This is a genomic window from Gluconacetobacter entanii, assembly GCF_013155425.1.
In the GTDB taxonomy this organism is placed as follows: domain Bacteria; phylum Pseudomonadota; class Alphaproteobacteria; order Acetobacterales; family Acetobacteraceae; genus Novacetimonas; species Novacetimonas entanii.
The window spans coordinates 1-25,888 of record NZ_JABJWD010000077.1 but is presented as its reverse complement, the minus strand read 5'-3'; the positions used below and the strand labels follow the sequence as shown (position 1 = coordinate 25,888).

Genomic DNA, 25,888 nt, shown 5'->3' with positions numbered 1-25,888 from the left:
CCGACAGATCATTCGCAGCGATGATTTATCTCACCGCCGCAATCATCAATTCGCGTTAATTCCCAACAGACCCTGGAAAAAGCTTCACCACAAACCTTTGAGGTTTAGGGGCTTCTGGTCCCCATGGGGGCGGGTGTCAGCCGCCGCTACCGTCGGAAGGCGAGGAGCCTTCGGGGGGCGTGGCCATTTCCTCGCCTTCGGTGGAGCCATCGATGGACATGACCGCATCAAGGCTCTCGCACGACTGGCGGAAATGCGCGTCCGACTGGAACTGTTTGCCATTGCAGAGCTTTGCCGCATCGGGGACGCAGCTTTCGGTCGCATCCTCGTAATCGGATTCCATGACGTCATGGGCAAGGGACAGGTCGGGGTCGCGGTTGCCTTCGCTCGCCTTTTCGATCACGGCCTGGACCTTGTGGAGTTCCTGAAGCTTGTCCAGGCAGGGCTGGCTTGCGGCGTCGGGCTTGAAATGCAGCACGTCCATCGCGCGCTGTACCTTCTGTGTCGCAAGGCTCTGCGCCTGTGCGGGGGTGCAGACATACGCAGGCAGCGCCACAAGGGCCGGAAGCGTGAAGAGAAGGGGACGTGCGAAGAGACTCACTGTGAAACGTTCCATGACCTTATGCCCCGGACGCCGGTGGCGACATTGGGAAAGCTGACCTCTGCCATGACGCGCGGCCTGTTGGCACGCCGGAAGGGCACGGCAGAGTATGACAGCACGGCAGGACGGGGAAAAGATGCGCCAATATCTCAATGTGTGTCAAAAAAATCTTTGTCCCATCAGCAACAAATAACAATCGTGGCAAAAATTGGAAAATTTGCTTACATTCTGATGTTGTTTTGAGTATAAAATCAGCCATTCGATATATTGCGTCGCATAAAATCGGGAGGTGCAGAGACATATGGCCCTGCAAAATCGTTCGATATCGTAATGATTTTGCCTGATCCTAAAAATTCATGGTCCATCCATTGCCGCGTGAAGACGAATTCGCGCCCCTGATACAGGTGATACGGGATATGTTGACTGTCGCATATATGGCTGGTGCCGATATCGTGACCCATATTTCAGCCGTGGGTGGACGACATAACAGAACGGTCGGCAACGATCCGCACATCGTCCCGGACATGTCGCCTTGCTGGCGGCACTTTTTCCCGGTTGCGGCGTTAGTTCCGTCCGTGCGCGCGGCGCAGCATGCGTGACCGCGCTTTTTCGTACCTGAGGTTCCGCGATCGCATGTCGGCATGCCGGTGCATCGTGGACGCAGCCTGCATCGACGCTCCGCAATGAGGCGGAGCCCCTCAATCTAGTGTTGGCTGCCTGTGAAAGAGGAGAATCTCCCCTTGAAACAGACAGACATTCTGTCCCAACGAACTTCGCTTGCCGATAAGCTTGGCATCCCGACCCCCCTGTTCTGGGGCTTTGTCGGCCTGCTGTTCTTCATGATCGGTGACGGCGTGGAGGCAGGTTATCTCGCGCCGTATCTTGAAGGGCAGGGCATTTCCGCCCGTGACACCGCGCTGCTCTTCACGATTTATGGAGTGACGGTTTCCATCTCCTCGTGGGTATCGGGTCCGCTGTCCGACCTGTGGGGCCCCAAGCGGGTCATGTGGATCGGCCTTGCGATCTGGGCCGTGTTCGAGGTCGCGTTCCTGTCCCTGGGCGTTGCGACCAACAGCTATTCCATCATGCTTGCGGCCTATACGATGCGTGGCTTCGGCTATCCGCTGTTCACGTATGGCTTCCTGGTGTGGATCGCGGCGGCGACGCCCCGCCACCAGCTTGGTTCGGCGGCAGGCTGGTTCTGGTTCGCTTTTTCCGGTGGCCTGCCGACGCTTGGCTCCCTGTTCGCCAGCTTCGCCATTCCCGTGATTGGCGAGATGATGACCTTCTGGAGTTCGCTGGCACTCGTGCTGTTCGGTGGCCTGCTTGCGCTGCTGATGACGCGCGAACCCACCGGCAGCAAGCGCCTTGCCGAACCGGGAACGCCTGCGAGTACGATCTTCTTCAGTTCCGTCAGCATCCTGTGGCGTGAACCCAAGACGTTCATCGCCATGATCGTGCGCATCATCGACACCGCGTCGGAATATGCGTTCCTGGTCATCATGCCGGCGTTCTTCACCAAGGTCATCGGCTTTTCGCTGTCGCAGTGGCTGCAGCTTCTGTCGATCATCTTCCTGGCGAACATCCTTGTGAACCTGGTGTCGGGCATGATGGCCGACCGCCTTGGCCACCGTTCGGTCGTCGCCATCGGTGGTGGCGTCGGTGCCGCGATCACGGTCCTGCTGTTCTACTATGTGCCGCTGATGTTCCCGGGCAACTTCGCGATTGCTGCCGCCATGGGTGCGCTGTATGGCGCCACCGTTGCTGCCTTCGTGCCGCTGTCGGGCCTGATGCCGCAGATCTGCCCCAAGGAAAAGGCGGCGGCGCTGTCCGCGCTGGGCCTTGGCGCGGGGGCGAGCACCTGGGTCGGTCCGGCCGTCGTGACGTGGTTTGAATCATGGCACGGGATCGAGGGGATCATCTGGATCTTCTCCGGCCTGTATCTGGTGTCGGCCCTGCTGACGATCACGCTGACGATTTCCCCCGAAGCGCGTCGTTACATGGACGAGGCCGCGGCCCGTGGTGACATCGCCGAGGAACTGGCTGCCGCCGAGCACTGATCGCCTCTTACCTTCCCCGCACCTTCTGGCGCGGGGAAGGCCTGGGCGGAACTGTCCGGAAAGCTCAAAAGAAGCTTCTGGCGGAGCGTCTTCCAAAAAGCTTCGGAAGACGCCGCCGTTAAAACAAAAAGGGCAGCACCCGGACATTTCTGTTTTGCGAAACGGCTTTCCAAAGAAAAAGCGCGGACCCGCCCCGGCAGGTCCGCGCTTTTTTCATATGGGTGCCCCATCAGGGGGGGCATCCCCTGTCGCCTCAGCCCCGTTCGGGACGGCGGCGGGGGGAGTGTGAGGGCGTACGCGCGCCACCAGCGGTATCGCGTCCCTTGCCCGCGGGTGTTTTCATCGCCGGGGCGGCGGCCAGTTCGGCCTCCAGTTGGCGGATGCGCTTCTGCACGCTTTCACGCAGGGTAGGGGCGGTGTGCGATTTCATGGCCGCAAGGGTTTCACGCAGGTCGCGCAACTGCTTCTGCTTTTCCGCCAGCGAACGGCGGATGGGCTGGTTGTCGGACATCTGTCCGTGGAATGCACGCATGATGATAATCCATTCGAATGGAAAACAAGACGTCGGTTCAGGTCAGGGAAGAAAGAACACGCACGCCCCCACGCCCATGAAGGAAGGTTCCCTGCATGGGGCATGACGGCGGTCAACCGGTCCGTGTCAGCCAGAAGGCGCGTATGCGCTCAGGCGCGGGCCGTGGCCATGATGTCAGCCAGTGCGTCGCACAGCGCCTGACATTCGGCCTCGGTCCCGATGGTGATACGGAGCCATTGGGCGATTCGGGGTGTCCTGAAATGCCGCACGATGATCGCCCGTTCCCGCAGGGCCCGGGCAAGGTTCAGTGCGTCATGGTCAGGATGGTGCGCAAACACGAAATTCGCGCATGAGGGAAGGACCTCGAACCCCATCTTTCCCAGGCTGTCTGTCAGCCTGTCGCGTGATCTTATGATCCGTTCGCGTATGTTGGCAAGCCATTCCCGATCCTCGATCGCGGCAATCGCACCGGCCTGCGCCAGACGGTCGAGCGGATAGGAGTTGAAGCTGTCCTTCACGCGGGTCAGCGCCTCGATCAGGTCGGGATGCCCTACGGCATACCCCACCCGCAGCCCTGCGAGCGCACTGGATTTGGACAGGGTGCGTACCACCAGCAGGTTGTCATGGCGCGCGGTCAGGGGAATCGCGGTCTCGCCCCCGAAATCGATATAGGCCTCGTCCACGACAACCACCTGGTCGCGGTGATGCGTCAGCAGCGCCTCGATATCCGCAAGGGACAGCGCCATGCCGGTGGGGGCGTTCGGGTTGGGCACGATCACGCCGCCGCACGGGCGCATGTAGTCCGCGACCCTGACGCGCATGCCCGCATCCAGCGGCACCATCTGCGCCGTGATACCGTACAGCCCGCAATAGACGGGATAGAAGCTGTAGGAGATGTCGGGGAACAGCAGCGGTCCCTCATGCTTCAGCAGCGCCTGGAACGTATGGGCCAGGACCTCGTCCGACCCGTTGCCCACGAACACATGCCCCGCCGGGACGTCATGGGCGCGCCCGATCGCCTGGCGCAGCGCCAGCGCCGACGGGTCGGGATACAGGCGCAGCGTGTCGTCCGTCGCCGCCCGGATGGCCGCCAGTGCCTTCGGCGACGGGCCATAGGGGGATTCGTTGGTATTGAGCTTGATCAGGTTGGTCATCCGCGGCTGTTCCCCCGGGACATAGGGGGTCAGGGTGTGGACGACGGGGCTCCAGAAACGGCTCATTGCATTTGGGTTCCACTGAAATGCGAAATACGCCGGCATGCAGGGCGCATGCCGACGCAGGGCGTGGGGATGGGGATATCAAATGGCAGGCAGGGTAATCGCTTACGCCTGCGGCGGCTTGCGTCCCATCAGCGCCAGAAGTTCGGCATTGTCCTGCCGGGTCGCCAGCATGCGTGCGCTGACGCCTTCGCCATCGCGCAGGTCGGGATCCGCCCCATGTTCCAGCAGCAGCGCCACCATCGGGTCGCGGTTGAACATGACGGCAAAGATCAGCGGCGTGCGGCCGACCCCGTTGGGGATGTCGATTTTCGCCCCGTGCGCGATCAGCGTGCGTGCGCCCGGCAGGTCGCCCTTGAACGCCACGCCCGCCAGCGCTGTCGCCCCCTTCTGGTCCTGCAGGTCCGGGTTCGCCCCCCCTTCGAGCAGCGCGCGCATTGTGTCCGCATGCCCGTTGTACCCCGCCAGGATCAGGGCGGTATATCCCTTGTCATTGCGGATGTCGGGGTCGATTCCCGCGCGCAGGAATTCCCTGACCAGGTCCGTCTCCCCATCCCGTGCGGCGGACAGGTACAGGTCCGCGATCTGCGTGTCCGTAAAGGTCTGCTCCGATGCGGTGGCGGCGGGGTCGCCGCTGGCGATTGTCTGGGTCATGGGCCTGCCTCGCGTATGTGAGGGATAACGGGTGGGGCGGGGATCCGCCCGGACGCCCCTGCCGCCATGGCATGCGCCGTGGCGGGCCGGTCGCGCGATGCCGCGCGGCGCCAGCGTCGATGATTACGCAATGCCGGCCCCCTTCGCAAGACGGGGGGCAGGCTGTCTTCGTGCCGTGATATTGTCGGGGATGGGTCTGGCATGGGGTCATGTCATTTTCATGGCCGCGCCGATGTCGCACGAAACATGGCAGGGGAGCAGGCCCATCCGCACCGGGTCCGTTACGGATACGTATCGTGGGGTCGAGCAGTCGTGATTCGCCAAGGCTGGCGTCACGGGCGGTTCGGGCCTTCAATACGTGTGCTGTCGCGCCGGATGAGGTGGCTTGTTCCCATAAGGTGGTCGTGAGATTGTGCGTAAAACGGTTGCCCCATCAACCGTTTCGGACAGGCCCCGGCGTATCGCAACCCCGCATACCGCCCCCGTCGGGGCGGCGCGGGACGTCGGCGTCTGTCGCGTGATGTGCATCCTGCCGGATTGAAGCGGGAAGGCGGGAGGATCTTCCGCCGCCCCGGCATGTCGGGCGTGTTGCGGATCGGGGCAGTCATGATGAAGGAGAGCGGTTTTATGCATTCATTGTTTCCCTGTCCCGCAAGGGCACCAGAAGGAGGCGGCAGCATGCCGGCCAACATCGATACGTTGTGCATCAACACGATCCGCACATTGTCCATGGACGCGGTGCAGAAGGCCAATTCCGGCCATCCCGGCACGGCCATGGCGCTTGCGCCCCCGGCCTATACGCTGTGGCGCGATGTCCTGAACTATGACCCTGCCAATCCGCTGTGGCCCAACCGCGACCGCTTCGTGCTGTCGATCGGCCATGCGTCGATGCTGCTGTATTCGCTGATCTATCTGGCCGGGGTGCGTGACATCAGGGACGGCAAGGTGGTCGATGCGCCATCGCTGACGGTCAAGGATATCGAGCAGTTCCGCCAGCTTGATTCCCGCACGCCGGGCCATCCCGAATACCACCACACCGCAGGCGTCGAGACCACGACCGGTCCGCTCGGTCAGGGGTGCGGCAATTCCGTGGGCATGGCGATGGCGGAAAAATGGCTTGCCGCGCGCTTCAACAAGCCGGAATTCAAGCTGTTCGACTACCACGTCTATACGTTCTGCGGCGATGGCGACAACATGGAAGGCGTCTCGAGCGAGGCCGCATCCGTCGCGGGGCACCTCAAGCTTGGCAACCTGACGTGGATCTACGACAGCAACCGCATTTCCATCGAGGGCGATACCCACATCACCTTCACCGAAAACGTGCACAAGCGTTTCGAGGCCTATGGCTGGCACGTGCTTGAACTGCGCGACGCCAACGATACGGGTGATTTCAGGCGCCTGCTCGAGGAAGCGAAGGCCGAGACGTCGCGCCCGACGCTGATCATCGTGCATTCGATCATCGGCTGGGGTTCGCCGCACAAGGCCGGCACGGCGGAAGCGCACGGGTCGCCGCTCGGTGTCGAGGAAATCCGCGAGACCAAGAAATTCTACGGCTGGCCGGAGGACAAGAGCTTCTATGTCCCCGATGGCGTGCCGGAGCATTTCCAGGCGGGCATCGCGACACGCGGCGCCGCGGCCAGCAAGGCGTGGGACGACCTGTTCGCCGCCTATCGCAAGGAATACCCCGAACTCGCCGCACAGCTTGACAGCATCTTCGCAGGCAGGCTGCCCGAGGGCTGGGACAAGGACATCGCGACCTTCCCCGCCGACGCCAAGGGCATCGCCTCGCGCGCAAGCTCGGCCAAGGTGCTCAACCAGGTGGCGGTCAACTATCCGTGGATGATCGGCGGTTCGGCCGACCTGTCGCCGTCCACCAAGACGCACATGACGTTCGAGGGCGCGGGCGATTTCCAGCCGCCGCAGTGGGGGGCGACCTATGGCGGACGCAACCTGCATTTCGGCGTGCGTGAACATGTCATGGGCTCGATCTGCAACGGTCTCGCGCTTGCGGGACTGCGGCCCTACTGCTCGGGCTTCCTGATCTTCTCCGACTACATGAAGCCGCCGATCCGCCTGTCGGCGCTGATGAAGCTGCCGGTGCTGTATATCTTCACCCACGATTCCATCGGCGTGGGCGAGGACGGGCCGACCCACCAGCCGATCGAGCAACTGGCGCAACTGCGCGCGACGCCGGGTGTCACCCTGATCCGTCCGTCCGACGCGAACGAGGTGGCCGAGGCGTGGCGCACGCTGATCCCGCTGACGGATCGCCCAAGCGTGCTGGTGCTGAGCCGCCAGAACCTGCCGACCATCTGCCGCAAGACCTATGCGCCTGCGTCGGGGCTGGCAAAAGGGGCGTATGTCCTTGCGGATGCCGATGGCAAACCCGATGTCATCCTTATGGCGACAGGCAGCGAGGTCGGTCTGGTGGTGAAGGCGTACGAGCAGCTCAAGGCCGAAGGCGTGAAGGCGCGCGTCGTGTCGATGCCGTCGTGGGACCTGTTCGAGGCCCAGCCCCAATCCTATCGCGACAGCGTGCTGCCCCGTGACGTTACCGCCCGCGTGGCGGTGGAACAGGCGGCGCAGCTTGGCTGGGACCGGTATGTCGGGCTCGATGGCGCGACCATCGTCATGCACACGTTCGGCGCTTCCGCACCGGCGGAGGAGCTGGAGGTCAAGTTCGGCTTTACCGTGGACGCCGTCGTGGCGGAGGCGCGCAGGCAGCTTGCCCGCAAGGCGTCATAGGCCGTCATCCACAACGGGACAGGGCCACGCATGGCCCTGTTTTCCGTTTTTGTCAGGACCAAGGCGGAGGGGCGCCGCGACGCATGGTGCGCGCACCCGCCCGCCCAAGAGAAGGGAATGCACAGAAATGAGTGTGCACGAAACAGGTAAGGACGGCGCGGCCAACCCGCTGAAGCAGCTTGCGAAATACGGGCAGTCGCCGTGGCTGGACTTCATCCAGCGGTCCTATACCGCCAATGGCAGCCTGAAGAAGCTGGTGGATGAGGACGGGCTGAAGGGCGTGACCTCCAACCCCGCGATCTTCCAGAAGGCGATGGGGCAGGGCACGGATTACGACCCGCAGATCCGCTCCATCCTTGAACACCAGATCGTCGATGCCGGGACCCTGTACGAAATGCTGGCGATCACGGACATCCGTGACGCGGCAAAGGTGCTGCATCCCGTCTATGAGCAGACGAAGGGCGTTGACGGCTATGTCAGCCTTGAGGTCTCCCCCTATCTTGCGCGCGACACGCAGGCCACCATCGTCGAGGCCCGCCGCCTGTGGAAGGCGGTCGATGCCGCCAACCTGATGATCAAGATCCCCGGCACGCAGGAGGGTGCGCCCGCCGTGCGCACCGCCATTGCCGAGGGGATCAACGTCAATGTCACGCTGCTGTTCTCCAACGACGCCTACAAGAAGGTGCTCGAGGCCTATATCGTGGGGCTTGAGGACCGCCTGGCGCAGGGCAAGAGCGTGGCGGGCATCGCCAGTGTCGCCTCCTTCTTCGTCAGCCGCATCGACGTGAAGATCGATGGCGAGATCGACCGCCGCGTCGCCGCCGGTGACAGGGACGCCGCAGCCCTGAAGGCCCTGCGCGGCAAGGTCGCCATCGCCAACGCCAAGCAGGCCTATGCATACTGGCAGGGCGTGATGAAAAGCCCGCGCTGGCAGAAGCTGGCGGCCGCTGGCGCCATGCCGCAGCGCCTGCTGTGGGCCAGCACGGGCACGAAGGACAAGTCCTTCAGCGACGTGCTGTATGTCGATTCCCTGATTGGCGAGGACACGGTCAACACCATCCCGCCCAAGACGTTCGACGCCTTCCGCGACCATGGCAAGGTGGCCCCGACCCTGACCGAGGACCTCAAGGGCGCGGAACAGGTCCTTGCGGAGGCAAAGCGCCTTGGCCTCGACCTCGCTGGCGTGACCACCGTGCTGGTCGATGAGGGCGTGAAGTCGTTCGAGGACGCGTTCGACGAACTGCTCGGCTCGGTTGCGGCAAAGCAGGCGGCCTTCGTGGGGAAGAAGGTCACCACGACCACCCTGCACCTGCCCGCCGACCTCGACGCCGCCGTCAAGGCGGAACTTGAGGACTGGCGCAAGGATGGCAAGGTGCGTCGCCTGTGGGCGAAGGACGCCACGCTGTGGACCGGCAAGGACGAGGCGAACTGGCTGAAATGGCTGTCGATCGTTGACGACCAGATCCTGGACCTGCCGAAGTTCGAGGAATTCCAGGCCGAGGTGAAGGCGCGCGGTTTCCGCGATGTGCTGCTGCTGGGCATGGGCGGGTCGAGCCTTGGTCCCGAAGTCCTGTCGGAAACGTTCGGCAAGCATGAGGGCTTCCCGCACCTCTATATCCTCGACAGCACCGACCCGCAGCAGGTCAAGGCGTTCGAGAAAAAAATCGACATTGCAAAGACGCTGTTCATCGTCTCGTCCAAGTCGGGCGGCACGCTGGAGCCGAACATCCTGAAGGCCTATTTCTTTGACGAGGCGAAGAAGGTGCTGGGCGACAGGGTCGGTTCGCACTTCATCGCCGTAACCGATCCCGGGTCGCACATGGAAGCCGTGGCGAAGGCCGACGGGTTCTGGAAGATCTTCTACGGTGAAAAGCAGATCGGCGGGCGGTATTCCGTGCTGTCCGATTTCGGCATGGTGCCTGCCGCCGCCGCCGGCCTGCCGCTGCGCCTGTTGCTGGAATCCGCGCTGCGGGGTGAAAAATCCTGCGCCGCGTCCGTGCCCCCGGCCCAGAATCCCGGCGCCCTGCTGGGCACCGTGCTGGGTGTCGCGGCAAAGTCGTTCGGTCGTGACAAGGTGACGATCCTTGCCTCGCCCGGGATCTATGACATGGGCGCGTGGCTGGAGCAGTTGCTGGCGGAATCCACCGGCAAGAACGGCCGCGGCCTGATCCCCATCGATGACGAGACGGCGGGCCCGGCCTCGGTCTATGGCAAGGACCGGCTGTTCGTTTACCTGCGCCTTGCCGAAAAGCCGTGCGAGAAGCAGGACGCGGCGTTCAAGGCGCTGATTGCGGCGGGCGAGCCGGTCGTGACCATCGAACTGCATGACAGGCGCCAGATCGTCGAGGAATTCTTCCGCTGGGAATTCGCGACTGCCGTGGCCGGGTCGATCATCGGCATCGACGCCTTTGACCAGCCTGATGTCGAGGCCTCGAAGATCGAGACCAAGAAGATCACCACCGCCTATAACGAAACCGGCAGGCTGCCGCCCTACGAACCCTTCTTCAAGGACGCAACGTTCGCGTTCTATGCCGACCCGAAGAACGCGGCGGCGCTGAAGGACGGCAAGACGGCCGAGGGTATCCTCAAGGCGCATTTCGCCCGTGCGAAGGCCGGGGATTATGTCGCCCTGCTGGCCTATATCGAGCGTGACATGGCGACGCGCGAATGGATCCAGGGCGTGCGCCTTGCGATCCGTGATGCGCTGAAGCTGGCGACGGCGGCGGAATTCGGCCCGCGGTTCCAGCATTCCACCGGACAGGCCTACAAGGGCGGGCCCGACACGGGCGTGTTCGTGCAGATCACGGCGGATGATGCGATCACCCTGCCGGTCCCGGGGGAGAAATACACCTTCGGCATCGTCAAGGAAGCGCAGGCCCGCGGTGACCTCGAGGTGCTGGGCGAACGCGGCCGCCGTGCCGTGCGGGTGCACATCCATGGCGACCTGAAGTCCGGCCTCGAAAAGCTGGGGCAGATCATCAGGGCGGCGGTCTGATCCACCGCAACGCACCGCCCCGCCACTGATGCTATCGGTGGTGGGGTGGATGTCCGCACCGTCGCCCGCGCCGCATGGGCCGGGCGTGCGACGGGGCAGGATTTTACAGCAGGAGTATCAGTTATCATGCAAATCGGTATCGTCGGCCTGGGCAAGATGGGGGGGAACATCTCCGTCCGCCTGACGCGTCATGGCCATGACGTGGTCCTTTTCGACCGGGATCCGGAAGTGGTGTCCAAGGTCGGCGCACGCGCCGAGGCCGGGAAGACGAAGCCCGCCACCGGCCTGAAGGACATGGTGGGAAAGCTGACGGCGGATCGCAAGATCATCTGGCTGATGCTGCCCGCCGGTGAGGTGACGGAGGCCGCGGTCAAGGAACTTGGCGGCCTCCTGGGCAAGAATGACATCCTGATCGATGGCGGCAATTCGTTCTACAAGGACGATATCCGCCGTGCTGCCGAACTGGCGAAAAAGGGCATCCATTACGTCGATGTCGGCACGTCGGGCGGTGTGTGGGGGCTGGAACGCGGCTACTGCATGATGTACGGCGGCACGAAGGACGCCACCGACCATATCGACCCGATCCTGCGCGCGCTGGCGCCGGGGCTGGGCGATGTGCCGCGCACGCCGGGCCGTGACAAGCCGGGCATGGACCCGCGCGCGGAGCTTGGCTACCTGCATTGCGGCCCCGCCGGGTCGGGCCATTTCGTCAAGATGGTCCATAACGGCATCGAATACGGCATCATGCAGGCCTTTGCCGAGGGCTTCGACGTCATGAAGTCGAAGAACTCCACCGCCCTGCCCGAGGACCAGCGGTTCGAACTGAACATGCCCGACATCGCCGAGGTCTGGCGTCGCGGCAGCGTCGTGTCGTCGTGGCTGCTCGACCTGTCGGCGCAGGCGCTGGCCAACAATCCCGACCTGTCGAACTACAAGGGCGACGTCGCGGATTCGGGCGAGGGTCGCTGGACCATCGAGGCCGCGATCGAGGAAGCGGTGCCGGTGCCGGTCATCACCGCGTCGCTGTTCACGCGCTTCCGCTCACGCACGGGCAACAACTATGCCGAGAAGATGCTCTCGGCCATGCGCTTTGGCTTTGGCGGCCATATCGAGGGGACGAACAACTGACGCGTCCCGCGTCTGAGCGCACGCCCGGCTGCCATGATCGAGACGGCAACAAAAAGACCGCAGGCTGGCGGCCGGGTTTCTACTGGATGGAAACGGATCATGGAGCAGCCTGATGGAAAACATCGTCGCATCGGCATCATCGCAGATTGGCGACGTGGGGCATGAAAACACCCCGCGTCGCAGTCCCCCCGGTACATTTGTCATCTTTGGCGGCGGCGGCGACCTGACGCGCCGCCTGCTGATCCCCGCGATCTACAACCTTGCCTGCGCGGGGCTGCTTGATGACCATTTCTCGATCGTGGCCGTTGACTGGACCGACATGTCCACCGGCCAGCTTCAGCAGAATTTCCATGACGCGCTGAAGAACTTTGTCACCAGCCGCGCGACCGAGGCCGTCGCCCTGCGCGAGGATGTGTGGGAATGGATGCGCACGCGTATCCGCTACATCCGCGGTTCGTTCGAGGACGAGGCAACCTATGCCCAGATCGCCAGGGAAGTGGGGGAGGAGAACTGCATCTTCTACCTTGCGGTGGCGGCGCGTTTCTTTGGCGCGATCGTGGACAGGCTTGGCCATAGCGGCCTTGCCCATGAAACCGACGGCATGTTCCGCCGCGTCATCATCGAAAAGCCCTTCGGCAGCGACCTTGCCTCCGCCGTGGCGCTGAATGCGCGCCTGCTCAAGAGCCTGCGTGAACGCCAGATCTATCGCATCGACCATTATCTGGGCAAGGAAACGGTGCAGAACATCCTTGCGCTGCGGTTTTCCAATGGCTTCTTCGAACCGTTGTGGAACCGCGACAATATCGACCATGTCCAGATCACGGCCGCTGAAACCGTGGGCGTCGAGCAGCGGGCCAAGTTCTATGAGGGCACGGGGGCCGTGCGCGACATGGTGCCCAACCATGTCATGCAGCTTCTGGCGATGACGGCGATGGAGGCCCCGACCTCCTTCGACGCCGACGCCGTGCGTGACGAGAAGACCAAGGTGCTCAAGGCCATCCACACCGTCGGGCGCGAGGACGTGGTGCGCGCGCAGTACGGCGCGGGCAGCATCAGGGGCGAACCCGTTGTCGGATACCGCGAGGAGCCGGGGATCAATCCGAATTCCCGCACCGAAACCTATGTCGCGATGAAGCTGCGGATCGATAACTGGCGCTGGGCCGGGGTGCCGTTCTATGTCCGCACGGGCAAGCGCCTGGCGGCGCGCAAGACGGAAATCGCCATCCATTTCAAGTCCGCGCCCTATGCCCTGTTCCGCGATACGCCGGTGGAAAAGCTGACGCCGAACATCATGATGCTGCATATCCAGCCCACCGAAGGGGTGACGATGCAGTTTTCCGCGAAAATTCCCGGCCCCACGGTGCATCTGGGCGGGGTGCGGATGAAGTTCGACTATTCCGAATGGTTCAGCGAAGGGCCGAGCACGGGGTATGAAACCCTGATCTATGACTGCATGATCGGCGATGCGACGCTGTTCCAGCGCGCCGACAATATCGAGGCCGGATGGCGGGTGGTCCAGCCCGTGCTGGAATGGGAACGCGATCCGGGCTTCCTGCATTTCTACCCCGCCGGTTCGGAGGGGCCGAAGGCCGCCGACGACCTGCTGGCCCGCGATCACCGGCACTGGCTCAGGATCGGGTCATGAGACACAGGATGACACACGCATGACAGCAAAACGCCCGCCGTCCGACAGGATCCGCCTTGTGGTTTCGGACATCGACGGCACCCTTGTGCCCCAGGACAAGAGGGTGACGCCGGATGTGCTGGCCGCCGCACAGGCCCTGCGCAGGGCGGGCATCGCGCTGTGCCTCGTCAGCAGCCGTGGCCCCGTGGGGATGCAGCCGTTCCTCGGGCCGCTGGGCATTGACCGCCCGATCGCGGCGCTGAATGGCGGGCTGATCTGCACCCCCGATGGCAAGATCATGTCGCGCCATTCGCTGGCGCCGGAGACCACGCGTGAGGCGGTGGAGGAACTGCTGTCGCGTGAGGTCGATCCGTGGCTGTTCATCGATTACGAATGGCTGGTGCGCGATGGCAGCACGCCGCAGGTCCGGCATGAGGCGGAGGTGGTGAAGACCGTTCCCGTCGTCGCCCCCGACCTGTCGCGCCATTACGAAGGTGTGGGAAAGATCATGGGTGTCTCCACCGATGCGGCGCGACTGCGCACGGTGGAGCGCGAACTGAGCGTGCAGCTTGCCGGGCGGGCGAATGTCCACCGCTCCTCCGAATGGCTGGTCGATGTCACCCATCCGCTGGCGAACAAGGGCCATGCCGCGCGGGAGCTGGCCGCCCTGATGGGGATTGATATTCACGAAGTGGCCTGCATCGGGGACATGAACAATGATATCCCGATGCTTGATGTCGCCGGTGTGGCCATCGCGATGGGCAACGCCCCGGCGGAGGTGCAAAAGCACGCCCATTTCGTGACGGACGCCAATACGCATGATGGCTGGGCGCGGGCGATGGAACGTTTCGTCCTGCCCCGGGCCTGATGTCAGATGACGCAGAAGGAGAAGGTTATGCAACCAGTGGGAACACAGGCGACACCGGCCACGGGCCAGCAGATACGCCTGGTGCTGGCCGATGTCGATGGCACACTGGTCACGAAGGACAAGATCCTGACCCCGCGTGCGATCCGCGCGGTCGAACGCCTGCGGGAGCGCGGCATCCTGTTCGCCATCACCAGCGGACGCCCCCCCAAGGGGATGGAGATGCTGATCAAGCCGCTGAAGATCGACGAACCGATCGCAGGCTTCAACGGTGGCATGATGGTGCGGCCGGATTTTTCCGTGATCGAGGCACGGACCCTGACGGCCGACGTCGCGCGCAGGGTGATCGGCATCATCCGCGATCACAAGGCCGACCCGTGGGTCTATAACGGCAATGACTGGATCGTCTCCGACATCAAGGCGCCGCATGTCGCGCGCGAACAGTGGACGGTGAAATTCCCGCCAAAGGTCGGCGTGATTGGCGAGGAACTGGACCAGGTGGTCAAGATCACCGGCGTCAGCGACGACCTCGACCTGATGAAGCGGCTGGAACATGACCTGCAGCAGGCGCTGGGCGATACGGCGTCCGCCGCCCTGTCGCAGCCGTACTATGTCGATGTCACCAACCGCGACGCCAACAAGGGCGGCGTGGTCATGACGCTGGAGCGGCTGCTTGGGGTGCCGGCGTCCCAGATGGTGACCCTGGGCGACCAGCCCAACGATGTGCTGATGTTCCGCAAGAGCGGGATGTCGATCGCGATGGGGCAGGCCAGCCCCGAAGTGCAGAAACAGGCGACCTATGTCTCCACCTCGTGCGAGGAGGAGGGATTCGCCAACGGGATCGAGAAATACGTGCTGGGGGATGCGAACTGATGGGCGGACATGACGTCAAGACGGGCGAGATGATCGTCCTTGCCGATGGGGAAGCGATTGCCCAGTACATGGCAAAATGGCTGACGGAGCAGGCGCTGGCGAAAAAGGACGGTCCGTTCGTCCTCGCCCTGTCGGGGGGATCGACGCCGAAACGGCTGTACCAGATCCTCGCGTCGGAGGAATACGCCGGACGCTTCCCGTGGGCGAATACGCAGTTCTTCTTTGGCGATGAACGATTCGTCCCCGCCGACGACCCGGCCAGCAATTACAACATGGTCGAGACGGAGATGCTCGAACATGTGCCGGTGCCCATCGGCAACATCCACCGCATGCCGACCTCCGGCGATCCGGCGGCGGCGGCGGCGCAGTACCAGGCCGAACTGCAGAAGGTCTATGGCGCGGATACGCTGCAGCCGGGGCGCCCGCTGTTCGATGTCGTGATGCTTGGCCTGGGCGACAATGGCCATACCGCGTCGCTGTTCCCGCGCCAGCCCGTGCTGCAGGAACGTAAATTGTGGGTGTCCACCTGCGTGCCCGACGATGCGCCGCATACGCGCCTGACCCTGACCTATCCCGCCATCCATTCCAGCCGCCATGTGGTGTTCATGCTGGCAGGGGCGGCGAAGAAGGAGGCCTTTGCAAAGGTGCGCGCGGGGGACCCTGCCGAACCGGCCAGCCACATCACGACCGAGGGCGAACTCATCTGGCTTCTGGACAAGGCGGCCGCCGGGCAATAATCCAGCCTTGTCGGGCAGTCGTGACCGCACGATACAAACAATAACGAGGGGCCGCCGCATGGATGCGAAACGGCCCACGCGGGGAGGAGACAGGGCAATGTCAAGCCAGGGTGGCGATCCAAGGGCGAAACTCAAGCGTCAGGCCGCGATCGAGGCCGCGTCCATGGTGCAGGATGGCATGGTGGTCGGGCTGGGATCGGGCAGCACGTCGGCCTACATGATCGAGGAACTTGGCCGTCGCTGGGCGGAGGGGCTGCGATTCTGCGCCATCCCCACGTCCGAACATTCCGCCGAACAGGCCCGTGCGCATGGCATCAAGCTGGTGACGTTCGCCACCCATCCGCAGATCGACATCGACATTGATGGCGCGGATGAGGTGGAACTCGGCACGCTCAATCTCATCAAGGGGCTGGGGGGCGCGCTGTTTCGCGAAAAGATCGTCGCCGCCGCATCGCGCCGCTTTGTCGTGGTGGTGGATGAAAGCAAGCTTGTCGATCATCTGGGCCATCACGTGCCCGTCCCGGTGGAAGTGACGACCTTTGGCTGGGAAAGCACCGCGCGACAGATCGAGGCCCTTGGCGCGCGTATCACGCAGCGCCTGGACCGCAGCGGGAACGTGTTTGTCACCGATGGCGGCAACATGATCCTGGACTGCCATTTCGGCGCCATCGCCGATTCCGTTGCCCTGGCGCGCCGGTTGCGCGCCATCGTGGGCGTCATTGAAACCGGCCTGTTCATCGGGCGCACGTCCGAAGTGATCGTGGCCGCGCATGACGGGCTGAAGCATCTGGAGCCATCATGACCTCTGCCGTTCTTCAGGATCAGGGTATCCGTCCGCTTGTCCTGGTGATCATGGGGGTGTCGGGGTGTGGCAAGACCACGCTGGCGGCGGGCCTGCACAACCTTCTGGGCTGGCCTTATCAGGAAGGCGACCTGCTGCATCCCAAGGCGAACGTGGACAAGATGGCGGCGGGCATCCCCCTGACGGACGCCGACCGCCTGCCATGGCTGGAACGCTGCCATGACTGGCTGAAACAGCGGGTGGAATCGGGGCAGGGGGGAATCCTGACCTGCTCCGCGCTGAAACGCTCCTATCGTGATATCCTGCGTGCCGATGCGCCGGGGATCGTGTTCGTCTATCTCCAGATCCCGCCGGACGTCCTGCTGGCGCGTCTGGAACGGCGACGTGGCCATTACATGCCGCCAAGCCTGCTGCCAAGCCAGTTGGCCACGCTGGAGCCGCCGACGCCCGACGAACATCCGGTTGTCGTCACGCTGGAGGAAACGCCGGCGGACATGATCGCAAAGACGGTCGGCCTGCTGCGTGAACGTTATCCCGAAAAGGGAGCGCCTGCCTCCGCCTGATCGGAGGGCGCATAATTCAGGAGTTTTTGGGTGTCGCCTTTTTCGGGAGGCGACATTTCCTGAATCTTTTATTCTTATCAATGGGTTGTATGGGCATGAAACGCAGGCTGTCGGTCCTGTTCGTCTGCATGGGCAATATCTGCCGCTCACCACTGGCGGAGGCCGCGTTCCGGCAGGCGGCGGCCCGCCATGGGCTGGATGTGCATGTGGATTCGGCAGGGACCGGCAACTGGCATGTGGGTGATCCGCCGGACCGCCGTGCCCGTGCGGTGGCGCGCCAGAACGGGATTGATATCGACCGGTACCGTGCCCGCGTCGTGACGGAACGCGACTTTCACGATTTCACCCATGTCATCGCCATGGACCATGCCAATCTGGAGCACCTGTCGCGGATGCGTCCTGCGGATGGTGCGGCGGACCTGTCGCTGCTGCTGGATCATGTGGCGCATCGCAAGGGCGCGGCCGTGGTCGATCCCTATTACGGCACGGCCGAGGATTTCGCGATCACATGGCGCGATGTCAGCGAAGGCGCGGAGGCGCTGGCCCTGCACCTGAAGACGTGTGGATAGGATAAATTCTTAAAGAATAAAAGTTTCTGGGTGCCGCCTTTTTTAAAAAGGCGGCGTCTTTCGAAGCTTTTTCGATCAAAAGCTTCACCAAAAACCTTTAGAAGATAAGGCGCTTATTCCGAACGGTAGCGCGCCAGCCAGTGGGCGTAGGGTTCGGGCAGGACATGCGCCGCATCAGGGCAACCGAGCGCGCGTGCGGCGGCGTACGGCCAGTGCGGGTTTTCAAGGAATGGCCGGCCCAGCATGACAAGGTCCAGCGATTCGTCCGCGATCAGGCTGCTGGCCTGTTCCGGCTTGCTGATGTACCAGCTTGTCGCCACGGGCAGTCCGCTTTCGCGGCGCACGCGCGCGGCGATGGGGGCCATGAAGGCCGGACCCCACGGGATCTTTGCCTCCGGCGTGGAAAACCCGATGCTGACATCAAGGAAATCCAGCCCCAGCGTGCGGAAGTGACGCGCCAGCGTAATGGCGTCCTCCAGCGTTTCCTCGTCATGGCCGTCGAATTCGATCATGCCCAGACGCGCGCTCAGCGGCCGGTCTTCCGGCCAGACGGCGCGCACCTCGCTTAGCGTTTCCAGCAGGAAGCGCGCGCGGTTCTCCAGGCTGCCGCCATACAGGTCGGTGCGCTGGTTGGAGTAGGGGGAGAGGAAACTCTGCCCCAGATAGCCATGCGCGAAATGCAGCATCAGCCACCCGAACCCGGCGTCGCGGGCACGAATCGCGCTGGCGACGAAATCCTGCCGGACGCGGGTGATGTCCTCCGGCGTCATGGCGCGCGGCACCTTTGGCAGGTTGGCGCCAAAGGGAATGGCGGAAGGCGAGATGGTCTCCCAGCCACGCGGGTCATCGGCGGCGATATGGTCGTCACCTTCCCACGGGCGGTTCGCGCTGGCCTTGCGCCCGGCATGGGCGATCTGGATGCCCGGCACCGCGCCTGCGTCACGGATGGCGCGCGCGATGGGGCGCAGGGCTTCGGCCTGTGCATCGTTCCACAGCCCGAGGCAGCCCGGTGTGATGCGTCCTTCGGGGGAGACGGCGGTCGCCTCCACCACCACCAGTCCGCTGCCGCCACGGGCAAGCGAGGCGTAATGGACATTATGCCAATCCCCCGCCACGCCATCGACGGCAAGATACTGGCACATCGGGGAGACGGCGATGCGATTGCGCAGGGTGCGCCCCTTGAGGGTATAGGGCGTAAAGAGGTCAGGCATCCGGTCCTCTGACGAGTAGGGAAAGAATAGGATGCCATCCTGCCGCCGATGGGGATGCGATGCAACGAAAGCGATCCATCCGCCACGCATAACAGCGTCACCCGGACCGGCATTGTATTTTTGGGGAATGCACCGTGAAATGGCGCGAGTGACGGGGCTCGAACCCGCGACCTCCGGCGTGACAGGCCGGCGCTCTAACCAACTGAGCTACACCCGCGTAAGCTTTCGGGAAGAAGAAAACCCGAGAACCATTCGGTGGATGGGCAAATAACAGGGTTCGGCAGGTCTGGCAACGCCCTTATGAAAAAAAACGGCATCTTTTTCATGAAGATGCCGTTTTTCCCCCGATCAGGTGGCGGCGGGGGCCTTTGCCCCGTCAAGGGTCACGGCCACGCCATGCACGGTGGCGGCGACACGCACCGCCGTCTGGATCTGTTCGGTCGTAAGGCCCGCCTTGCGCAGGGCATGTTCATGGCTTTCCATGCACATGCCGCACCCGTTGATGGCGGATACCGCGAGCGACCACAGTTCGAAATCCACCTTTTCCACGCCCGGGCGGCCGATCACGTTCATGCGCAACTGCGCCGGCATCTTGGCGTAATCGCCGCCCACCAGATGCACGAAGCGGTAATAGACATTGTTCATGCCCATGATCGCCGCCGCCGCCCGCGCGGCGTCCAGCGCCCCGGCCGACAGGGCGTCGGCGAAATGGGCGCGCAGCAGGTCGGTGACCAGCGGGTTGCGCGACGCGATGGCCGACGCCACGAACGTGCCGGCCAGTTGCTGCGGCGTGAGCGTGACGTCATGGGCGAGCGAGCCGAGGTTGAGCTTCAGGTCCTTGGCATAGTCGGGCAGCAGGGATTTGAGCGTATCGAGCGACATGGGAGGATGCCTTGCACTGGTGGGGGAAGGGAGAAGGGGGAACCCGCCCATCCCACATGCCACGCCGCAGGATCGCGGGAAGGGTCCGTATGCCGGGATGTCGCGGGCATGGTGGCGCGCCGCGGCATCCGGGGATGCGGACATCCCCCCGCGCGGCAGGTGCCACGCGGGGGAGCGCCCGGACCGTTCAGGCCCGGGAAAGGGTGCGATCAGGCCTTGATGAAGGCGTCGCCCTTCTTCCAGTTGCACGGGCACAGTTCATCGCTCTGCAGCCCGTCGAGGATGCGCAGGATTTCCTGCGGGTTGCGGCCGACCGACAGGTCGTTGACGCTGACATGGCGGATGACGCCCTCGGGGTCGATGATGAAGGTCGCGCGATAGGCGGCGCCCGCACCCTGCGACATGACGCCCACGCCCTCGATCAGTTCACGCTTGATGTCGGAGAGCATCGGGATCTCGAGGTTCTTGAGGTCCTCGTTGTTCAGGCGCCAGTTCAGGTGCACGAACGCGCTGTCGATCGACACGCCGTACACGACGGCGTCGCGGTCCTTGAATTCACCGGCCAGCTTGCCGAACGCCACGATCTCGGTCGGGCAGACGAAGGTGAAGTCGAGCGGCCAGAAGAAGACGACCTTCCACTTGCCCGCGTTGCTTTCGTCCGTAATCTTGACGAACTCGCCCTTCAGGCCCTCGGCCCCGCCGGGAACGGCGTCAAGGCTGAAGCTGGGGAACTTATCACCGACTGTAAGCATTTGAGGAATCTCCCTTGATTCGGTTGGGGATCAGGCAGGCCGCCCGGTGGGGCGCGTCCGATGGGGTATATCTATGACCTTGATGCTGCTATCATGCCAGTGAATAATTCACATATTCATGATCGAATTAGTCGATGATTCCCATGCCCTCCGCACAGCAGTTGCGTTATCTCGTGACCCTTGCGGAACTCCGTCATTTCGGGCGCGCGGCCAAAAGCTGCGCCGTCACGCAATCCACGCTTTCGGCCGGGATCCTGGCGCTGGAACGGCAGATGGATGTGCGGCTGCTCGACCGTGACGTGGGCAAGAAAGTGGTGTTCACCCCCCTGGGGAACGAGGTGGTCGCGCGCGCGCGCCTTGCGCTGGAGTCATTGCAGGCGGTGCTTGACGTGGCCGTGGCCTCCCACGAACCGATGAGCGGCCTGCTGCGGATCGGCGTCATCCCCACCATCGGGCCGTTCGTCGTGCCCGACCTGATCCGCAGGCTGCGTCAGGGGTTCCCGCGCCTGCGCCTGTCGCTGAATGAGGACCTGACCCATCACGTGCTGGAAAAGCTGGCGCTGGGGCGTCTGGACCTCGTGCTGCTGGCGATGCCGTGCGACTGCGCCGACAGCGAGACATGGCCCCTGTGGCGCGATCCCTTCATGCTGGTGATGCCGGAGATGCATCCGCTGTCGAAACTGTCGGGCGTGCCGGTTGAACGAATCGTCTCCGAACGCATGATCCTGCTGGAGGACGGGCACTGCCTGCGTGACCAGACGCTGGCCCTGTGCCGGCAGGTGCGCGGATGGTCGAACACCGAAGGCGCGGAGGAGGAATTCACCGTCACCTCCCTGCATACGCTGGTGGAGATGGTGGCGGCGGGACTCGGGGTGGCGCTGCTGCCGCATATGGCGGTACAGTCGGGCCTGCTGCGCGATCAGGCGGTTGTGGCGCGCCCTGTGACCGGATGTCAGGCATGGCGCACGATCGGGCTTGCGTGGCGGCCGCGTTCGCCACGGATGGGGGATTTCAGGGCGCTGGCCCCGTTCTTCATTCCGCCCCATGTCACCGGGGTGGAGGAAAAAGCCCTGCGCATGCCGGTTTCCAGCGGTAAAAAGTAGGATCGGCGCATCGTTGGAGTTGACTCATCGCGCGGTCAGGGGTATTCGGGCGCCTCTTTGCGGTTATCAGCCGCCAGTGAGGGTCGGATCATGAAAATCAGAAACAGCCTGAAGTCGGCCAAGGTTCGTGACAAGGACTGCCGTGTGGTCCGTCGTCGTGGCAAGGTCTATGTCATCAACAAGAAGAACCCGCGCATGAAGGCCCGTCAGGGCTGATTGCCGGACGGATTTGACCGTCAGGTTCCATATTGATGCGGCACAGGGTCGCGTGGGCACCGGGATGAACCGGGGCCTGCGCGGCTTTTTGTCTGTTGTCTGCCTTGGTGTGGTGGGCATGGCCGCACCCTGTTTCGCGGCGTCCGCCCCGCCTGCGCCACCGGCCCATCCCGCGCCTGCGGCCAAGGGGACGGATAAGGACAGGGCGGCGAAGGAGCCCGGCATCCCCGAGCTTCAGGACGAACTGCGCCACGCAAAGTCGAAACAGGCCGCAAGCGACCTTCTGGCCCGGATCGAGCAGTTGCGCCAGAAGGACATCACCCCCACGACCCGCCTGCTGGTGCGCCGTGCGCAGTCCGACCTTGCGGAGCAGAAGGTCGGCGATGCGCAGGAAGACCTGAACGACGCCCTTGTGCTGCAACCCGGCCTTGAAATCCTGTGGCGCACGCGTGCGCAGGCGCGGTTGGCGGGGGCGGACGCCAATGGCGCGGTGGCCGACCTTGGCGTCGCCCTGCACCATGATGAGCGCGATGTGCTGGCGTGGCAGATCCTGAGCAATGCCGAAGGCGTGCGGGGCGACTGGGGGGCGGCATGGAAGGCGTGGCAGCATGTCCTGACGCTGTATCCCCTGCTCCCCGGTGCGGCCCACCAGACGGAAGACCTGCGGCTGAAGGCATTCGGGCGCCCGACCTGAGGGGGCACGCCTTTTCGGGCACGTGCTGTCATTTGGTGAGGGCGGAGAGGTCTTCTTTTTCTGGAAGAAAAAGAAGCAAAAAGACTTTTGAAAATTCAAAGGTCTTCTTGAAAAAGCAGGCCCTTCAACATCTTGAAATCATAAAAGTTTTTGGTGAAGCTTTTTTCAAAAAGCTTCGAAAGACGCTGCTTTTCTAAAACACGAAACCCAAACCGGCAGACGCAGGGACACCCATCCCCACGTCTGCCGGGCCGTTACCGGTCGGTCAGGCGGAATTCGATCCGGCGGTTGCGGGCGAAGGCTTCGGGCGTCGTGCCGTTATCCAGCGGCTGGAAATCGGCAAAGCCCGTGGCCGCAAGGTGACGCGGGTCGATCCCGTCGGCAATCAGCATCTTCACCACCGTGATGGCGCGGGCGGACGACAGTTCCCAGTTGCTGGGAAAGGCGGTGTGGATCGGCAGGCGGTCGGCATGGCCATCCACGCGCAGGATCCACGGCACCGATGGCGGTATCTGCTGTGCCACCTGCTTCAGCGTCCGGCCCAGCACCTTGATCTGCTTGATGCCTTCTGGCGACAGGTCGGCGCTGCCGACGGGGAACAGCACCTCGCTCTGGAACACGAAGCGGTCGCCCACGACCTGTATCCCCTTGGTATCCTTCAGCACGTCACGCAGGCGGCCAAAGAATTCGGAGCGGTAGCGCTGCAACTGCTCCACCTTGCGCGCCAGTGCGACGTTGAGTTCCATGCCGAGGTTGTCGATCTTGCGGTCGCGGTCACGCACCTCGTTCTGGCTGATTTCCAGCGCCGCGCTGACGGCGGCGAGCTGCGCGCTGAGCTGGGCAAGCTGGTCGTTCAGGGCGTCCGCCTGATGGCGTGCGCTGTCACGTTCGGCGGCCTGCTGGCTGACCTGTGCCGTAAGCGACGTTTCCGTGGCCTCGTCGGCGGCATGTTCCTTCTGCAACGTCGCAACCGACTGTTCGAGGGAGCGGTTATGCCCCTGTTCCAGCGAGAGCATCTGGCTGAGATGCGCGACCTCGCGCTGGAGCTGGTCAAGGACCTGCTGGCGCTTGTTCAGCGCGACCGACAGGAAAGCCTGCCCCAGCACGAAGACAAGCAGCACGAAGATGATGACCATCAGGAGCGTGGACAGCGCGTCCACATATCCCGGCCATGCGTTCAGTTCGGAGGCACGGGACTGGCGGCGGGATCGGCGGGCCATGACGGGAACTTTCTGTAGGTCAGGAGGCCGGACGTCCCGCACCCGGGGCGGCTGCGGCGATGGTACGGGCCAGAAGGCGCAGGTCGCCACGGATCTCGTTCGAAATCTGCGTGCGTCCCGCTTCGGAATCCTGCACCAGGCGGGCCAGCAGGGCCTCGATGTTCTGCAGGTGCTCGCTGCCGCGCGGGTCGGCCATATGCGCCAGACGCTCGTTCAGCGCCGCAAGCAGGTGCTGCTCATGCGCGCGCTGTTCCTCGTTGCGCGACAGCAGGACCTGAAGCTTTTCAAGGTTTTCCGCCGTATGTTCCAGCAGCGCCTCGACATAGGCAGGAATGGTCGCCTCCTCGCCCGTGGCGGAGATGTTGCCCCCCGATATCCGCGTGATGCTGGCCATCCATTCCTCAAGCTCGTTGAAGAACCGGTTCTGCGCCTGTCCCGCCGTCAGGTCGAGGAAGCCCAGCACCAGCGCGCCCGCAAGGCCGAACATGGAGCCGGAGAACGCGGTGCCCATGCCATGCAGCGGCCCGGCCAGCCCGCTCTTGAGCTGGTCGAACATGGCCGTCATGTCGCCCGACCCCACGGTCATGCCACCGATCACGTCCGCGATCGACCCCACCGTCAGCAGCAGTCCATAGAACGTGCCCAGCAGGCCGAGGAAGATCAGCAGTCCCGTCAGGTAGCGCGACAGTTCACGCCCTTCGTCCAGTCGCGATGACAGGCTGTCGAGCAGCGACTGCACCACGGGGGCCGACAGCGTCAGGCGCGTGCCGCGTTCGCGTGTCGCCAGCATGGACGCCATGGGGGCAAGCAGGCGCGGCGGCGGCGGCGTGGTCAGTCCCTCACGCGGGTGGCGGATGGTATCGACCCAGCGTACCTCCGGGATCAGGCGCAGGACCATGGACACGTTCCATGCGATTCCCAGCGCCAGGATGCCCAGGATCAGGCCATCGAGATAGGGATTGTTGAAAAACGCCTGGTACAGCGTACTCCCCAGCATGGAGGCGACAATGCCCACAGCCAGAAGAAACAGGACGATTCGAAGGATGTAGGTCGTTGGTCGCGTCACGCAGGGCTGCTCTCTTACGAAGGAGAAGGACTCGACGCCACCACACCAGAGCGGGTCACGTCAATACAGTCCGGTGTTATTCCGATCTGATTTTCCGGCGGCAGTCCGATGGCGCGCACGTAAATGCGGGTCGATGCGACCCCGGCATGAATCAGGACGGAGCGCGCGGCCAGTCCCCGCGACAGCGCGATGCGGCGCGGGGTGGAGGCATCATCGCCATTTCCCTCGCCATAGGCTGCGATCATCACATGCTGGTCCGGCAGGCGCTGCATCACGCTGGCAAGTGTCTGCAACGCCGCGATCATGCGCGGATTCATGTCCGCGCTCTGTGCGCCGAAATACAGGCGCGTGCCGCCGGGAATGCGCGCCGCGCGTCCCTTGGCCGCCGGGTCGGGCTTGACCTCCGGCGGGGGGGGCGCGGGATGCAGGGGCACATGCACCTCCGGCGGGCGCAGGACGGGATTGGCCGGCGGGGTCGTGGCGACCTGCGGGATGGCGGCGGGGGGAATGGCGGTGGCCGGATTTGCCGTGGTGGATGGGGTGGTGGCGTGCGGCCCCATTTCATTGCTGCCCGCGACGGGACGCGCCGCCGGTTTTTCGGCCGGGCGTGCGGGCGGTGGCGCGCCAAGCGAATTGAGCGCGTCGGGATGGGTGATGACCTGAGCCTGCACCGTGGGAAGGCCCGCCGGTGCGGCAAGTCCCGCCACCAGGCCCAGCGTCAGTGCAAGGCCCGCGCGGGGCGTCGCCGCAGCGCGGGTGAAGGCGGGCGGGCGGGGGAG

General features: G+C 63.9%; 25 protein-coding genes and 1 tRNA gene. 15 read left to right on the top strand and 11 right to left on the bottom strand.

Features of this window, described 5'->3' with window-relative positions; genetic code table 11:
• Positions 1-136 precede the first annotated feature (136 nt).
• Positions 137-601 carry a hypothetical protein gene (locus HNH97_RS13525; protein WP_233044507.1) on the bottom strand — a complete coding sequence of 155 codons (465 nt, stop codon included), beginning with the start codon at positions 599-601 and terminating at the stop codon, positions 137-139.
• 45 nt (positions 602-646) lie between these two features.
• Here HNH97_RS13525 and HNH97_RS13520 point away from each other — a divergent pair, with 45 nt between their 5' ends.
• Together HNH97_RS13520 and HNH97_RS13515 are read left to right on the top strand one after the other, a co-directional pair.
• On the top strand, positions 647-844 hold the full coding sequence (locus HNH97_RS13520; RefSeq protein ID WP_167400277.1) for a hypothetical protein: 198 nt from the start codon (positions 647-649) through the stop codon (positions 842-844).
• 497 nt (positions 845-1,341) lie between these two features.
• Positions 1,342-2,661, top strand: a complete 1,320-nt coding sequence (locus HNH97_RS13515; protein ID WP_171791243.1) for an MFS transporter — start codon at positions 1,342-1,344, stop codon at positions 2,659-2,661.
• 253 nt (positions 2,662-2,914) lie between these two features.
• On the opposite strand, the gene HNH97_RS13510 is transcribed toward HNH97_RS13515, so the two are convergent.
• The 3 genes from HNH97_RS13510 to HNH97_RS13500 all read right to left on the bottom strand — a co-directional run bounded on the left by HNH97_RS13510 (position 2,915) and on the right by HNH97_RS13500 (position 5,064).
• Entirely contained in the window at positions 2,915-3,193 is a 279-nt protein-coding gene (locus HNH97_RS13510; RefSeq protein WP_110912446.1) for a hypothetical protein, read from the bottom strand.
• A gap of 149 nt (positions 3,194-3,342) precedes the next feature.
• Positions 3,343-4,413: a histidinol-phosphate transaminase gene (gene hisC / locus HNH97_RS13505; RefSeq protein ID WP_171791242.1), complete on the bottom strand. Its 1,071-nt coding sequence runs from the start codon at positions 4,411-4,413 to the stop codon at positions 3,343-3,345.
• 102 nt (positions 4,414-4,515) lie between these two features.
• A complete protein-coding gene (locus tag HNH97_RS13500) occupies positions 4,516-5,064 on the bottom strand; it encodes an ankyrin repeat domain-containing protein (RefSeq protein ID WP_110912448.1) in 549 nt (182 codons plus the stop codon).
• 678 nt (positions 5,065-5,742) lie between these two features.
• Here HNH97_RS13500 and tkt point away from each other — a divergent pair.
• From tkt to HNH97_RS13450, 10 genes are all read left to right on the top strand, one after another.
• Positions 5,743-7,809 (top strand): transketolase, encoded by a 2,067-nt coding sequence (gene tkt / locus HNH97_RS13495; protein ID WP_171791241.1) that lies wholly within the window; start codon positions 5,743-5,745, stop codon positions 7,807-7,809.
• 127 nt (positions 7,810-7,936) lie between these two features.
• The gene (locus HNH97_RS13490; RefSeq protein ID WP_171791240.1) at positions 7,937-10,804 is read left to right on the top strand and encodes a bifunctional transaldolase/phosoglucose isomerase; all 2,868 of its coding nucleotides are present in this window, start codon (positions 7,937-7,939) and stop codon (positions 10,802-10,804) included.
• A gap of 126 nt (positions 10,805-10,930) precedes the next feature.
• Positions 10,931-11,932, top strand: coding sequence for a phosphogluconate dehydrogenase (NAD(+)-dependent, decarboxylating) (gene gnd / locus HNH97_RS13485; RefSeq protein WP_171791239.1), 1,002 nt, complete (start codon positions 10,931-10,933; stop codon positions 11,930-11,932).
• A gap of 112 nt (positions 11,933-12,044) precedes the next feature.
• Positions 12,045-13,577: a glucose-6-phosphate dehydrogenase gene (zwf, locus tag HNH97_RS13480; protein WP_171791238.1), complete on the top strand. Its 1,533-nt coding sequence runs from the start codon at positions 12,045-12,047 to the stop codon at positions 13,575-13,577.
• 19 nt (positions 13,578-13,596) lie between these two features.
• The gene (locus HNH97_RS13475; RefSeq protein WP_171791237.1) at positions 13,597-14,424 is read left to right on the top strand and encodes a Cof-type HAD-IIB family hydrolase; all 828 of its coding nucleotides are present in this window, start codon (positions 13,597-13,599) and stop codon (positions 14,422-14,424) included.
• Positions 14,425-14,451: 27 nt separating this feature from the next.
• Positions 14,452-15,294 (top strand): Cof-type HAD-IIB family hydrolase, encoded by an 843-nt coding sequence (locus tag HNH97_RS13470; protein WP_171791236.1) that lies wholly within the window; start codon positions 14,452-14,454, stop codon positions 15,292-15,294.
• Positions 15,294-16,031, top strand: a complete 738-nt coding sequence (gene pgl, locus HNH97_RS13465; RefSeq protein WP_171791235.1) for a 6-phosphogluconolactonase — start codon at positions 15,294-15,296, stop codon at positions 16,029-16,031. Before HNH97_RS13470 ends, pgl begins: the two co-directional genes overlap by 1 nt.
• 97 nt (positions 16,032-16,128) lie before the next feature.
• Positions 16,129-16,833 carry a ribose-5-phosphate isomerase RpiA gene (gene rpiA / locus HNH97_RS13460; RefSeq protein ID WP_110912454.1) on the top strand — a complete coding sequence of 235 codons (705 nt, stop codon included), beginning with the start codon at positions 16,129-16,131 and terminating at the stop codon, positions 16,831-16,833.
• On the top strand, positions 16,830-17,396 hold the full coding sequence (locus tag HNH97_RS13455) for a gluconokinase (RefSeq protein WP_110912455.1): 567 nt from the start codon (positions 16,830-16,832) through the stop codon (positions 17,394-17,396). The genes rpiA and HNH97_RS13455 overlap by 4 nt, the downstream gene beginning before the upstream one ends.
• A 95-nt stretch (positions 17,397-17,491) precedes the next feature.
• Positions 17,492-17,965 (top strand): low molecular weight protein-tyrosine-phosphatase, encoded by a 474-nt coding sequence (locus HNH97_RS13450; protein WP_171791234.1) that lies wholly within the window; start codon positions 17,492-17,494, stop codon positions 17,963-17,965.
• Positions 17,966-18,078: 113 nt separating this feature from the next.
• Here HNH97_RS13450 and HNH97_RS13445 read toward each other — a convergent pair whose 3' ends face one another.
• The 4 genes from HNH97_RS13445 to HNH97_RS13430 all read right to left on the bottom strand — a co-directional run bounded on the left by HNH97_RS13445 (position 18,079) and on the right by HNH97_RS13430 (position 20,810).
• On the bottom strand, positions 18,079-19,176 hold the full coding sequence (locus tag HNH97_RS13445) for an NADH:flavin oxidoreductase/NADH oxidase (RefSeq protein WP_171791233.1): 1,098 nt from the start codon (positions 19,174-19,176) through the stop codon (positions 18,079-18,081).
• Positions 19,177-19,316: 140 nt separating this feature from the next.
• Positions 19,317-19,393 (bottom strand) — tRNA-Asp (locus HNH97_RS13440).
• A gap of 131 nt (positions 19,394-19,524) precedes the next feature.
• Positions 19,525-20,058 (bottom strand): carboxymuconolactone decarboxylase family protein, encoded by a 534-nt coding sequence (locus HNH97_RS13435; protein WP_171791232.1) that lies wholly within the window; start codon positions 20,056-20,058, stop codon positions 19,525-19,527.
• 209 nt (positions 20,059-20,267) lie between these two features.
• On the bottom strand, positions 20,268-20,810 hold the full coding sequence (locus tag HNH97_RS13430) for a peroxiredoxin (protein WP_110912458.1): 543 nt from the start codon (positions 20,808-20,810) through the stop codon (positions 20,268-20,270).
• Positions 20,811-20,944: 134 nt separating this feature from the next.
• Here HNH97_RS13430 and HNH97_RS13425 point away from each other — a divergent pair, with 134 nt between their 5' ends.
• The 3 genes from HNH97_RS13425 to HNH97_RS13415 all read left to right on the top strand — a co-directional run bounded on the left by HNH97_RS13425 (position 20,945) and on the right by HNH97_RS13415 (position 22,823).
• Positions 20,945-21,913: a hydrogen peroxide-inducible genes activator gene (locus HNH97_RS13425; RefSeq protein WP_171791231.1), complete on the top strand. Its 969-nt coding sequence runs from the start codon at positions 20,945-20,947 to the stop codon at positions 21,911-21,913.
• Positions 21,914-22,003: 90 nt separating this feature from the next.
• Entirely contained in the window at positions 22,004-22,129 is a 126-nt protein-coding gene (gene ykgO, locus HNH97_RS13420) for a type B 50S ribosomal protein L36 (protein ID WP_003617324.1), read from the top strand.
• 13 nt (positions 22,130-22,142) lie between these two features.
• On the top strand, positions 22,143-22,823 hold the full coding sequence (locus tag HNH97_RS13415; RefSeq protein WP_171791230.1) for a tetratricopeptide repeat protein: 681 nt from the start codon (positions 22,143-22,145) through the stop codon (positions 22,821-22,823).
• A gap of 254 nt (positions 22,824-23,077) precedes the next feature.
• Here HNH97_RS13415 and HNH97_RS13410 read toward each other — a convergent pair whose 3' ends face one another.
• The 3 genes from HNH97_RS13410 to HNH97_RS13400 all read right to left on the bottom strand — a co-directional run.
• Entirely contained in the window at positions 23,078-24,043 is a 966-nt protein-coding gene (locus HNH97_RS13410) for a peptidoglycan -binding protein (RefSeq protein WP_110912461.1), read from the bottom strand.
• 19 nt (positions 24,044-24,062) lie between these two features.
• Positions 24,063-25,109, bottom strand: coding sequence for a flagellar motor protein MotA (locus HNH97_RS13405; protein ID WP_171791229.1), 1,047 nt, complete (start codon positions 25,107-25,109; stop codon positions 24,063-24,065).
• 14 nt (positions 25,110-25,123) lie between these two features.
• Positions 25,124-25,888, bottom strand: a 765-nt coding sequence (locus HNH97_RS13400; protein ID WP_171791228.1) for an OmpA family protein, incomplete at its 5' end; no start/stop codon positions are given.